This window comes from Photorhabdus viridis (genome assembly GCF_040256935.1).
GTDB classification, from domain to species: domain Bacteria; phylum Pseudomonadota; class Gammaproteobacteria; order Enterobacterales; family Enterobacteriaceae; genus Photorhabdus; species Photorhabdus viridis.
In genome coordinates this window covers 1,536-16,329 of sequence record NZ_JBEJZY010000013.1, presented here as the reverse complement: position 1 = coordinate 16,329, position 14,794 = coordinate 1,536, and the positions used below count along the sequence as shown (strand labels likewise).

Here is a 14,794-nt window from a genome sequence, read left to right as displayed (position 1 = left end):
GATCCGACAACATCGTATTACGGTAATGTCTCTGCCGACGCTGTTTTGGTCTGAACTGGCGGCATTACCGCTACCGGAGTGCCTCAGGTTAATCATTATTGGGGGGGAGGCGGTACAGAAGAGCGCGGTTCAGGCGTGGTTTGCCCAGAAAGCCTATCGTCCACAGCTGTTAAATACCTATGGTCCAACTGAAAATACCGTGATTGCCACCTGTAAGGCGATATTATCGCCGGAAGATACGCGTTCTATCGGTCGGCCGGTGAAAAATACCGGCATTTACCTGCTGGACTCCCATGGTCAACCGGTACCATTGGGCTGCACCGGCGAAATATATATTGGCGGCGTTGGGGTGGCGCGCGGTTATCTTAACCGGCCAGAACTAAGCGCCGGGCATTTTATGCCGGATCCCTTTAGCTTGGTATCCGGGGCCCGGATGTATCGTTCCGGGGATTTGGCCCGTTACCTGCCGGACGGCAATCTGGAATTCCTGGGCCGTAATGACCATCAGGTGAAAATCCGCGGTTTCCGCATTGAACCGGGGGAAATTGAAACCCGGCTGGTGGAACATCCGGTGGTGAGTGAAGCTATTGTGCTGGCTTTGGGTGAGGGACAGGATAAGCGCCTGGTGGCTTATGTGGTCGCGGAAACGGATGATGAACTGGCTAATAGCCTGCGCAACCACTTGAGCGCCATATTGCCTGATTATATGGTCCCGGCGGCTTTTGTTCAGTTGGATGCTTTCCCGCTGACGCCAAATGGCAAACTGGATCGCCGGGCGCTGCCGGCGCCGGGAGATGACGCTTTTGCCCGTCAGGTCTACCAAGCGCCGCAAGGCGAGATAGAAACTGCGCTGGCGATGATTTGGAGCCAATTGTTGGGGGTTGAACAGGTTAGCCGGCATGACAATTTCTTTGCGCTGGGCGGCCATTCATTGTTGGTTGTTCGGATGATTGAATCTCTGCGGCGTATTGATCTGGGCGTCTCGGTGCAAACGCTATTCCGACACCAGACACTCCATGCTCTGGCTCAGTCTCTGGCGCAACATCATGAAATCCAAATACCGGAAAACCGGATTACACCGGATACTACGGTGTTGACGCCGGATCTGCTGCCGCTGATTAACCTGACTCAGCCTGACATCGATCTGATTGTCGGGCAAGTGCCGGGCGGGGTCGCCAATATTCAGGATATCTATGGGTTGTCGCCGTTGCAGGAGGGGATTTTGTTTCACCATCTGCTGGCAGATGAAGGTGATCCGTACTTGCTGACCGGTCAAATGACCTTTGCTGATCGTGCTCTGTTAGACAGTTATTTGGCGGCAGTTCAACAGGTGGTTGACCGGCACGATATCCTGCGGACTGCGTTTATCTGGCGAGGATTATCCATACCGGCGCAGGTGGTTTTGCGTCAGGCGACCTTATCGGTGACTGAACTGAAATTAACGTCTGCTGATGGGCCGATCAGTGATCAGTTAACTCAGCGTTTTGATCCGTGTCAGCATCGTATGGATCTGGGGCAGGCGCCGCTATTGCATTTTATGATGGCACAGGAAGAAGGAGGGCGCTGGCTCCTGCTGGAACATCAGCATCATCTGATTGGCGACCACTCGACGATGGAAGTCATGGATCGTGAAGTGCAGGTGTATCTTGCCGGTCAGGAAGCGCGTTTGCCTGCGCCGGTTCCTTTCCGCAATCTGGTGGCGCAGGCCCGGCTCGGCGTCAGTCAGGCAGAGCACACCCGTTTCTTTACCGGGATGTTAGCTGAGATAGATGAACCGACACTGCCGTTCGGGCTGACGGAGGTGCATCGTGATGGTTCACAGGTGACGGAATCATATCGGATGTTGAGGACTTCACTGAATGACCGTTTACGTAGTCAGGCCCGGCGTTTGGGTGTCAGTTTGGCGGCGCTGTGTCATTTGGCTTGGGCGCAGGTATTGTCGCGTACCAGCGGTCAGCAGAAAGTGGTGTTCGGCACTGTGCTGTTTGGTCGGATGCAGGCAGGGGACGGTGTTGATAGCGGTATGGGGTTATTTATCAATACCTTGCCGTTGCGTCTGGATATCAATGATACGCCGGTATGGGACAGCGTACAGGCCGCCCATACCCAACTTGCCGGATTATTAGCGCATGAGCACGCTTCATTGGCGCTGGCCCAGCGTTGCAGCGGTGTGCAGGGAGAGATCCCACTCTTTAGCAGCTTGTTGAATTATCGGCATAATGCTCTGTCGGCAACATCGGATGAATTCATCGGCGGTATTGAATTTCTGGATGGGCAGGAGCGGACTAACTATCCGTTAGTGTTATCGGTAGAGGATTTTGGTGAAGCTCTGGGGCTGACGGCTCAGGTGGTGCAGCCGCTTGATCCGGAAAGAATATGCGGGTACATGCAACAGGCGCTGGAAAGTTTGGTGGAGACACTTGAACAGGCTCCGAAAACACCGGCAAGGCGGTTGGAAATTCTGCCGGAAGCGGAACGTACACTGTTGCTGAAAACCTGGAATGCGACTGAAAAGGTGTATCCTGACCAGCTGTGCATTCATCAATTATTTGAACAACAGGTGGAGAAAACGCCAACGGCGCCAGCGTTGATCGCGGGAGATAAGACACTTAGCTATACAGAATTGAATACTTGCGCTAACCAACTGGCCCGTCAACTGATTGAGCAAGGAATTAACCGGGATGAGCACGTGGCGGTTCTATTAGAACGCTCTACTGAACTGGTGGTGGCCCAGTTGGCTATTCTTAAAGTTGGCGCCGTTTATGTTCCTGTCGATCCCCGAGTACCGGACGAGCGGAAAGTCTGGTTGATGAACGATTGCTCCGCTAAATTGTTGATCACCGATACACAATCTGAGATTCCGCTTGGCCTTTCTGTTCCTCTGTGTCGCCTCTCCGGTGAGACCGATACCATTAAGGCGGAAGATGGCCGCAATCCTGACTTACCGTGTTCCAGCGCCGGGTCAGCATATATCATGTACACCTCCGGTTCGACTGGCATGCCCAAAGGCGTGGTCGTGCCTCATCGTGCGGTAGTCCGGCTGGTTATCAATAATGATTATGCCGAAATTGGACGAAATGATCGGGTTGCTTTTGCCGCTAATCCGGCTTTCGATGCCAGCACGTTTGAAGTCTGGGCGCCGTTGCTCAACGGCGGTGCGCTGGTGGTGATTGATCACGCGACTGTGCTGACGCCCAAAGAGTTTGTTCAGGCATTGCAGGTTTATCGCATTACGGTGTTGTGGCTGAGTGTTGGGCTATTTAACCGGCTGGCGACAGCGTTGTCCCCGGTTTTCCCGCAGCTCAGGATCCTGATTGTCGGCGGAGATGTACTTGATCCGCATGTCATTGCCCGGGTTCTGCATGATAGCCCGCCACAACAATTATTGAATGGCTATGGCCCGAGTGAAGGCGCCACCTTTACCACCACCTACCGTATTACGGCGTTACCACAGGGAGCGACGAGGATCCCGATTGGCCGGCCAATAGCCAACACGCAAATTTATCTGTTGGATGCTGATGGTCAACCGGTGCCATTGGGTGTAACCGGTGAGATTTATGTGGGCGGAGATGGGGTTGCCCGTGGTTATCTCAATCGCCCTGAGCTGACCGCAGAACGTTTCCTGGTTGATCCGTTCAGTAAACAATCGGATGCACGTATGTATCGGACCGGGGATTTGGCCCGTTACTTGCCGGACGGTAATCTGGAATTTCTGGGCCGTAATGATCAACAGGTCAAAATTCGGGGTTTCCGCATTGAACCGGGGGAAATTGAGGCTCGGCTGGTGGAATATCCTGCGGTGCAAGCAGCAGCAGTGCTGGCGTTAGGAGAGGGGCCGGATAAGCGTCTGGTCGCCTATGTGGCGGCGGAAACGAATGACGGATTGATTAACCGCCTGCGAGAACATCTGAGTGCGTTATTGCCTGACTATATGGTCCCGGCGGCCTTTGTTCAGTTGGATGCTTTCCCGCTGACACCGAATGGCAAACTGGATCGCCGGGCGTTACCGGCGCCGGGAGAAGAGGCTTTTGCCCGTCAGGTTTACCAAGCGCCGCAAGGCGAGATAGAAACTGCGCTGGCATCTATTTGGCGTGAATTGCTGGGGGTTGAGCAGATTAGCCGGCATGACAATTTCTTTGCACTGGGTGGTCATTCATTGTTGGTTGTCCGGATGATTGAATCCCTGCGGCGTATTGGTCTGGGCGTCTCGATACAAACGCTGTTCCGACATCAGACACTGCGTGTTCTGGCTCAATCTGTGGCTCAACAGCGTGAAATCCAAATACCTGAAAACCGCATTACAGAGGATATGACGGTGCTGACACCGGATCTGCTGCCGTTGATTGACCTGACCCAGCCTGAAATTGATCTGATCGTCGGGCAAGTGCCGGGCGGGATGGTCAATATTCAGGATATCTATGGGTTGTCGCCGTTGCAGGAGGGGATTTTGTTCCACCACCTGCTGGCGGACGAAGGTGATCCCTATCTATTGACCAGTCAGATGGCCTTTGCTGACCGCGCTCTACTGGACAGCTATTTGGCCGCGGTTCAGCAGGTGGTTAATCGGCACGATATCTTGCGTACGGCTTTTATCTGGCAAGGATTATCCGTACCGGCGCAGGTGGTCTGGCGTCAGGCGACCTTGTCGGTGATGGAACTGACACTGGATCCGGCTGACGGCGCGATCAGTGACCAGTTAACCCGGCGTTTTGACCCGCGTCATCATCGTGTAGATCTGGGTCAAGCACCGTTGCTGCGTTTTATCATTGCACAGGAAGAAGGGGGACGTTGGATCTTACTGGAACAGCAGCATCACCTGATTGGCGACCACACCACACTGGAAGTGCTGAACAGTGAAGTACAGGCGTATCTTACCGGTCAGGAAGACAGTTTGCCTGCCCCAGTTCCTTTCCGCAATCTGGTGGCTCAGGCCCGGCTCGGTATCAGTCAGGCAGAGTACACTCGTTTCTTTACCGAGATGTTGGCCGAGGTCGATGAACCGACACTGCCATTCGGACTGACGGAGGTGCATCGTGATGGTTCGCAGGTGACGGAATCTCACCGGATGCTGACGGCGGCGCTGAATGATCGTTTACGTAGTCAGGCCAGACGTTTGGGCGTGAGTTTGGCAACCCTGTGCCATCTGGCTTGGGCGCAGGTGCTATCGCGCACCAGCGGTCAGGAGAAAGTGGTGTTTGGCACCGTGCTGTTTGGCCGGATGCAGGCCGGCGAAGGCGCCGACAATGGCATGGGGCTGTTTATTAATACCTTGCCGTTGCGGTTGGATATGGATGAAACCCCGGTACGGGACAGCGTAAAGGCCGCTCATACCCGCTTGTCGGGGTTGCTGGCGCATGAACATGCCTCATTGGTGCTGGCTCAACGTTGCAGTGGGGTAGCCAGTGGCACGCCACTGTTTAATGCATTGCTGAACTACCGGCATAATACGCCGCTGGCGGCCTCGGATGAACTCATTAGCGGTATTGAATTCCTTGACGCGCAGGAGCGAACCAACTATCCATTTTCTCTGTCAGTAGAAGATTTTGGCAACGCACTGGGGCTGACGGCTCAGGTGGTACAACCGTTTGATCCGGCACGGATATGCGGTTATATGCAACAGGCGCTGGAGAGTTTGGCGGCGGCGCTTGAACAAGCCCCGGAAACACCGGTACGGACACTGGAAATCTTACCTGAAACGGAACGTACTCTGTTGCTGAAAACCTGGAATGCCACGGAAACCGCATATCCTGACCAATGGTGTATTCATCAGCGGTTTGAACAACAGGTGGAGAAAACCCCTGACGCGACAGCGTTAGTGTATGAAGAGCAGACGCTCAGTTATACCGAATTGAACACCCGTGCTAACCGGCTGGCGCATCAGCTGATTGCACTGGGCGTAGCGCCGGACCAGCCGGTGGCGATTTGCGTGTCGCGTTCATTGGCAATGGTGGTGGGATTGCTGGCGGTGCTGAAAGCGGGCGGCGCCTATGTGCCGTTAGATCCGGCTTATCCGGGTGAACGTCTGGCGCATATCCTGAATGATGTTGCACCGTCAGTGATACTGGCGGATGAGGTTGGATGTGCGGCACTGGGCAGGGAAGCGCTGGCCGGATTGACAGTACTCGATCCCAATCTTTTGCCTGACCAGTCAGATCGTAATCCACAGATACCTGCGCTGACTTCCCGTCATTTGGCCTATGTGATTTACACTTCCGGCTCTACCGGTACACCGAAGGGCGTCATGGTTGAGCATGGTTCTTTGTTGAACTTACATGGAACGCTGACAGAGCATGCATTTGCGTCTTCACCGGCGCCTTACCGGGTTAGCCTGAATGCCAGTATTTCTTTTGATGCGGCATTGCAAAACATACTTGGCCTGTTGAATGGCTACACGCTGGTGATTGTTCCACAAGATGTGCGCGCAGATAGTGCGGCCTTATTGCAATTTTTAATCAGGACAAATCTTGATGTGCTGGATTGTACGCCAATGCAATTAGAGATGTTGCTGGCAGCGGGTTTGCATCAGCATCAAAACGCGTTGACGTTGCTGATTGGCGGTGAGCCCATATCAGGGCAAACCTGGCAGGCGGTAGCCGATATACCGCAACTGACAGCTTATAACGTCTACGGTCCAACCGAATGCACCGTGGATGCGACGCTGGCCTGCATAGCGCCGACGCATCCTTCCCCGACGATTGGTCGTCCGCTTGCCAATACCCGGCTTTATTTACTGGATAAGTTTGGCTGTCCGATACCGTTGGGCGTGGTGGGGGAATTGTATATTGGCGGGGTGGGTGTCGCGCGGGGTTATCTGAACCGGCCAGAATTGACCGCGGAACGTTTCCTGGTTGATCCATTTAGTGACAACCTGGATGCGCGCATGTACCGAACCGGGGATTTGGCCCGTTACCTGCCGGACGGTAATCTGGAATTCTTGGGCCGTAATGACCATCAGGTGAAGATCCGCGGTTTTCGCATTGAACTGGGTGAAATTGAAACCCGGTTATTGGAGCACCCTGCGGTGAGAGAATCCGTCGTGCTGGCGTTGGGAGAAGGACAGGATAAGCGTCTGGTCGCCTATGTGGCGGCGGAAACGGATGACGGATTGGTTAACCGTCTGCGTGAACATCTGAGCGCATTGTTGCCTGACTACATGGTACCGTCCGCCTTTGTGCGCTTGGATGCCTTGCCATTAACGCCGAATAGTAAATTAGATCGCCGGGCGTTGCCGGCGCCGGGCGAGGACGCGTTTGCCCGTCAGGTTTACCAAGCGCCGCAAGGCGAGATGGAAACGGCTCTGGCGGCAATTTGGCGTGAATTGCTGGGGGTTGAACAGATTAGCCGGTATGACAATTTCTTTGCCTTGGGCGGGCATTCGTTACTGGTTGTCCGGATGATTGAATCCCTGCGGCGTATTGGTCTGGGCGTTTCGGTACAAACGCTATTCCAGCATCAGACACTCCATGTTTTGGCTCAGTCTCTGGATCAGCATCGTGAAATTCAGGTACCTGAAAACCGCATTACAGCGGATATGATGGTGCTGACACCGGATCGGCTGCCGTTGATTAGCCTGACCCAGCCTGAAATTGATCTGATCGTCGGGCAAGTGCCGGGCGGGATGGAAAATATTCAGGATATCTATGGGTTGTCGCCGTTGCAGGAGGGGATTTTGTTCCACCATCTGCTGGCAGATAAAGGTGATCCGTACCTGTTGACTGATCAGATGGCCTTTGCTGATCGCGCTCTGCTGGATAATTATCTGGCGGCGGTTCAACAGGTGGTTGACCGCCACGATATCTTACGGACTGCGTTTATCTGGCAAGGATTATCGGCGCCGGCGCAGGTGGTTTTGCGTCAGGCGCCTTTGTTAGTCACTGAACTGAAGCTAACCTCCGCTGACGGACCGATCAGCGATCAACTGTCCCGGCGTTTTGACCCGCGTCATCATCGTATGGATTTGGGGCAGGCGCCGCTGTTGCGCTTTATGATGGCGCAGGAAGAAGGAGGGCGTTGGCTCTTGCTGGAGCAGCAGCATCATCTGATTGGCGACCATTCGACGATGGAAGTGATGGATCATGAAGTGCAGGCGTATCTTGCTGGTCAGGAAACGCGTTTACCTGCGCCGGTTCCTTTCCGCAATTTGGTGGCGCAGGCCCGGCTTGGCGTCAGTCAAGAAGAGCACACCCGTTTCTTTACCAATATGTTAGCTGAGGTCGATGAACCGACACTGCCGTTCGGGCTGACGGAGGTGCATCGTGATGGCTCACAGGTGACAGAATCGCATCGGATGCTGACAGCCGAACTGAATGACCGTTTGCGCAGTCAGGCCCGGCATTTGGGCGTGAGTTTGGCCGCCTTGTGCCATCTGGCCTGGGCGCAGGTGTTGTCACGTACCAGCGATCAGGAGAAAGTGGTGTTCGGCACCGTGTTATTTGGACGGATGCGGGCGGGTGATGGCGTTGACAGCGGTATGGGATTGTTTATCAATACCTTGCCGTTGCGGTTGGATATCAATGATACGCCGGTACGGGACAGCGTACAGGCAGCCCATACCCGGCTTGCCGGACTATTAGGGCATGAGCATGCCTCATTAGCGCTGGCCCAGCGTTGCAGCGGTGTGCAGGGTGAGATACCCCTGTTTAACAGCTTGTTGAACTATCGGCATAATGTCTTGCCGGAAACGTCGGACGAAATCATCAGTGATATTGAAGCTTTTGGTGGACAAGAGCGGACTAACTACCCACTGGCGCTGTCAGTGGAAGATTTTGGTGAGGCGCTGGGGCTGACGGCTCAGGTGGTGCAGCCGTTTGATCCGGACAGGATATGCGGATACATGCAGCAAGCGTTGGAAAGCCTGGCAGAAGCGCTTGAACAAGCCCCGGAGGCCCCGGTACGGACACTGAACATTTTACCGCAAGCAGAACGGAAACTGTTGCTGGAGACCTGGAATGCCACGGAAACTGCGTATCCTGAGCAGTTATGTTTTCATCAATTATTTGAACAACAGGTGGAGAAAAACCCTGACGCGATAGCATTAGTGTATGAAGGGCAGAACCTCAGTTATACCGAATTGAACACTTGGGCTAACCGGCTGGCGCATCAGCTGATTGCACTGGGTGTCGTACCGGATCAACGGGTGGCAATTTGCGTGGCGCGTTCACCGGCAATGGTTGCGGGATTACTGGCGGTGCTGAAAGCGGGCGGCGCTTATGTGCCGCTGGACCCAACTTATCCGGGTGAACGTCTGGCGCATATCCTGAATGATGCCGCGCCGACTATTTTGCTGGCGGATAGTGTTGGGCATGCGGTGTTGGGGGCGGAGGGATTGGCTGCGCTGACCGTGCTTGACCCGAATATCCTGCCTGATCAGCCGGACAGTAACCCGCAGGTCCCTGCATTGACGCCACAGCATTTGGCGTATGTGATTTACACTTCCGGTTCTACCGGTATGCCAAAAGGGGTGATGGTGGAGCATCGTGGTGTGAGTAATCTGGCGCTGACGCAAGTTACCCGGCTTGACATGTGTGTAACCAGCCGGATGTTGCAGTTTGCTTCCTTTGGCTTTGATGCCAGTGTTTGGGAAATCATGATAACGCTGGGTGGGGGAGCAAGCTTAATTATCCCTGCCGATGCGGTTCGTCAGGATCCATACCGTCTCTGGCATTATCTGGAAGAGCAGGTGGTGACGCACGCCTGTCTGACGCCCGCGTTGCTGCGGGAGGGGACTGATTTGCCGGCGATAACAATAAAACCCACGTTGGTACTGGCGGGTGAAGCCCTGAGTACCGTGTTGCTCCAGGCTCTGAAGGGAAAGGTAACGTTGTTAAATGCGTATGGACCGACGGAAACAACGGTCTGCGCGACGACCTGGCGTTGCCCGTCAGACTATATGGATGAATGGGTGCCGATTGGGCGGCCGATAGTTAACACGCGGGTTTATCTGCTGGACACCTATGGTCAGCCCGTACCGTTGGGGGCCGTGGGAGAACTGTATATCGGAGGGGCGGGTGTAGCGCGAGGTTATCTCAATCGTCCTGAGCTGACCGCTGACCGCTTCCTGATTGATCCTTTTAGCGATAAACCGGATGCGCGCATGTATCGCACTGGGGATTTAGCCCGTTACCGGCCAGACGGCAATTTGGAATTCCTGGGGCGTAACGACCAACAGGTGAAAATTCGTGGTTTCCGGATTGAACCCGGTGAAATTGAGATCCGGTTGATGGAATATCCGGCGGTAAGTGAATCTGTTGTGCTGGGATTGGGGAAAGGGCAGGATAAACGTTTGGTCGCTTATGTGGTGGCGCCAGAGGAGGAGGGACTGGCTAATCGCCTGCGCAGCCACTTGAGTGCCGTTTTACCTGATTATATGGTACCGGCGGCGTTTGTGCGTCTGGATGCCTTCCCATTAACGCCGAATGGCAAATTGGATCGCCAGGCGTTGCCCGCGCCTAGGCAGGAAGCGTTTGCCCGTCAGGTCTATGAGGCCCCGCAAGGCGAGATAGAAACTGCCCTGGCGGCGATTTGGCGTGAATTGCTGGGGATTGAACAAATTAGCCGGCATGACAATTTCTTTGCGCTGGGAGGCCACTCGTTGCTGGTTGTCCGGATGATTGAATGCTTGCGGCGTATTGGTTTGACTGTCTCAGTGCAAACGCTATTCCAGCATCAGACACTTTGTGTTTTGGCTCAGTCTGTGGCTCAACATCGTAAAACTCAGGCGCCTGAAAACCGGATTACACCGGATACGACGGTATTGACATCAGAGTTACTGCCGTTGATTGATCTGACTCAGCCTGACATCGATCTTATCGTTGGGCAAGTACCGGGCGGGATCGCTAATATTCAGGATATCTATGCATTGTCACCGTTGCAGGAGGGGATTTTGTTCCACCATCTGCTGGCAAACGGAGGTGATCCGTACCTGTTGATTGGACAAGTAGCCTTCGCTGACCGCGCTCTGCTGGATCGTTACCTGACGACGATTCAACAAGTGATTGACCGGCACGATATCTTGCGTACTGCGTTTGTCTGGCAAGGATTATCCATGCCGGCGCAGGTGGTTTTGCGTCAGGCGTTTTTATCAGTGACTGAATTGACGCTGGACCCGACTGACGGGGCGATCAGCGAGCAATTGGTTCAACGCTTTGATCCACATCATTATCGTCTCGATTTGAGTCAGGCGCCGTTGTTGCGCTTTATCGTGGTGCCGGAAACTGATGGCCGTTGGGTTGTATTGCAATTGCAGCATCACCTGATTGGTGACCATACAACACTGGATGTGATGGATCGTGAGGTGCAGGCGTATCTTGATGGTCAGGAAGCGAGTTTGCCGGCTCCAGTTCCTTTCCGCAATCTGGTGGCTCAGGCCCGGCTCGATGTCAATCAGGAAGCGCATACTCGTTTCTTTACCAATATGTTAGCAGAGGTAGATGAACCCACACTGCCCTTTGGGCTGATGGAAGTGCATCGTGATGGTACGCAGGTGACGGAATCCCACCGGATGCTGACGGCGGCGCTAAATGATCGTTTGCGTAGTCAGGCCAGACGTTTGGGCGTGAGTTTGGCCGCCTTGTGCCATCTGGCCTGGGCGCAGGTACTGTCGCGTACCAGCGGTCAGGAGAAAGTGGTGTTCGGTACCGTACTGTTTGGTCGGATGCAGGCGGGAGACGGCGCTGACAGCGGCATGGGATTGTTTATCAATACCTTGCCGCTACGGTTGGATATCAATGATACGCCGATACGGGACAGCGTACAGGCCGCCCATACCCGACTCGCGGGATTATTAGAACATGAACACGCTTCATTGGCGCTGGCCCAGCGTTGCAGTAGTGTTCAGGGGGAGATCCCACTCTTTAGCAGCTTGCTGAACTATCGACATAATACATTGCCGACAGAGTCGGATGAACCCATCAGTGATATTGAATTTCTCGGCGGACAAGAGCGGACTAACTATCCGTTTGTGCTGTCGGTGGAAGATTTTGGCGGCGCACTGGGACTGACGGCTCAGGTGGCGCAGCCGTTTGATCCGGAACGGGTATGTGGCTATATGCAGCAGGCGTTGGAGAGTCTGGTAGAGGCACTGGAACAGGCCCCGGAAACGCCGGTTCAGGCGCTAAACATTCTGCCTGAAACGGAGTGTACGCTGCTGTTAAAGAGCTGGAATGCGACAGAAGCTGCGTATCCTGAGCAGTTATGTATTCATCAGTTGTTTGAGCAGCAGGTGGAGAAAAACCCGAATGCTGCTGCATTGGTGTATGAAAACCAAACTCTCAGTTATGCAGAACTGAATGCCTGGGCTAACCGGTTGGCTTACCAACTGATTGCCTTGGGTGTGATGCCGGATCAACGGGTAGCGATTTGCGTGTCACGTTCACCGGCAATGGTGGCTGGGGTGTTGGCGGTATTGAAAGCAGGTGGCGCTTATGTGCCGCTGGATCCCGCTTACCCGGGTGAGCGTATGGTCCATATTCTGACGGATGCTGCGCCTGCGATGTTGCTGGCGGATGATGTCGGGCGTGCGGCATTAGGAGCAGAGGCGTTGGCTGCGCTGACCGTACGGGATCCGAATACTCTGCCTGACCAGCCGGAAAGTAACCCACAGATATCTGGATTAACCTCACGGCATCTGGCCTATGTGATTTACACCTCCGGCTCGACGGGCACCCCAAAAGGGGTGATGGTCGAACATCGAGGGTTGGTCAACCTGACGCTGGATAAAATCGCCCAGTTTGGCATTGGCGCTGATAGCCGGATATTGCAATTTGCTTCATTAGGATTCGATGCCAGTGTCTGGGAAATCATGATGGCGCTGACCGATGGGGCGACTTTGGTTATTCCGGCTGATATTGTCCGTCAGGACCCGGGCCGCCTCTGGCATTATCTGGAAGAACAGGCGGTGACGCACGCTTGTATAACACCGGCACTGCTTCGGGAAGGGGCCGATTTATCAGAAATAACGATAAAACCGACATTGATATTGGGTGGTGAAGCGCCCAGTGCGGCGCTAATAAAAGCGTTGAGGGGAAAGGCAACCTTGTTCAATGCGTATGGCCCGACGGAGATCACCGTGTGCGCCGCCAGCTGGCGTTGCCCGCCAGATTATACGGCGACGTTAATCCCTATCGGTCGTCCGACTGCCAACACGCGGCTTTATTTGTTGGATGGTCATGGTCAGCCAGTACCATTAGGCGCAATAGGGGAATTATATATTGGCGGAGCCGGTGTCGCGCGAGGTTATCTCAATCGCCCTGACTTAACCGCTGAACGTTTCCTTATCGATCCCTTTAGCGATAACCCGGAGGCGAGAATGTACCGCACTGGGGATTTAGTTCGCTACCTGCCGGACGGCAATTTGGAATTCTTAGGCCGTAGCGACCAACAGGTGAAAGTTCGCGGTTTCCGGATTGAACCCGGTGAAATTGAGGCTCGGTTAGCGGAGCATCCTGCGGTGAGTGAATCTGTGGTGCTGGCGTTGGGGGAAGGGCAGGATAAACGTTTGATCGCTTATGTGGCGGCGCCGGCGGAGGAAGGATTGGCTAATCGCCTGCGTAGCCACCTGAGTGCTGTTTTACCTGACTATATGGTGCCGGCGGCGTTTGTGCGTCTGGATGCGCTTCCACTGACGCAGAACGGTAAACTGGATCGTCGGGCGCTACCGGCACTGGATAATGAAGCCTTTGCCCGTCAGGTTTATGAAGCGCCACAAGGCGAAACGGAAACCGAATTGGCAGCGATTTGGCGTGAATTATTGGGGATTGATCAGATCAGCCGGCATGACAACTTCTTCGTGCTGGGCGGTCACTCACTGCTCGCTATGCGAATGATAAATCTTGCTGCTGGCCGGGGTTTGATTTGCACATTAAATGCGTTGTTCCAATTCCCGGTGTTGGCTGAATTAGCAGTAAAAATCACCTCAGATTCTCTGTCTCAGCCACAAAATGGCGCTATATCGGTGCGATCTGACGGAACAGGGTTGCCGCTATTCTTTGTGCCTAGCGGAATGGGCGACTACTCTTATATCTTTGGATTGGCTCAACAGATTCAGCCGGGTTACCCGATTTATGCACTACCTTGGTCATCCATCAGTGAAGAGCCGATATCGACGATGGAGGCGCAAGCTGCCAGAATGATCAGCTTGCTGAAAGCGGTTCAGCCGGAAGGCCCGTACCGGCTGGGCGGTTACTCTTCCGGCGGCATATTAGCTTATGCTATTGCCGAGAGGTTGTTACATGCCGGTGAGCAGGTTAATTTCCTGGGGTTGATTGATACGCCGGCTCCTCACTATTTTGGGCAGCAGAACATACCGCCTAAACATCAGTTCTTTGTCGAATTAGCAAGGCAATCAAGGGAAGAGCGCACCCAAGAGATGGCGGAGTTGTATCGGCAAATTGATGAATTGAATTTAGTGCAGTTTATTGCAGCGGCGCAAGAATTGGCGTTATATCCGGCAAATCTGTGCGCTGATTTAATCGCAAAACGTTGGGAGCAGATAGAGCGTTATGCGCAGATGGTTAGAGATTATGATCCGCAGGCATTAGCGGTAACGCTGCATCAGTTTTATGCAATGGAACCTTCCCCCGCTATCTCTTTTATGGCGGATGAAGAGCCTGAACGTTTAAGCATAGAGCCAGCGTTAGGCTGGGAGCAGATAATACCTGATGCTTTGCTTCAATTGATTGCGATACCGGGTAACCATTTTAGTCTGTTGGAGGATAATCAACATAAAACTGTTTTAGCTCAGGCTTTGAATAGGGCGCTGGCAATCAGTTGTCATGGGGAGGGGCTATCATACTGA

The 14,794-nt window shown here is 54.0% G+C and carries 1 protein-coding gene (running past one end of the window); it reads left to right on the top strand.

Translation table 11 applies throughout. From position 1 onward, the window contains the following. On the top strand, nucleotides 1-14,794 hold the 3' end of the coding sequence (locus ABR397_RS07120; protein ID WP_350305113.1) for a non-ribosomal peptide synthase/polyketide synthase. Its footprint begins 17,486 nt before the window's first position; 14,794 of the gene's 32,280 nt are visible here — the last part of the coding sequence; its start codon lies beyond the left edge, outside the window; it ends in the stop codon at nucleotides 14,792-14,794.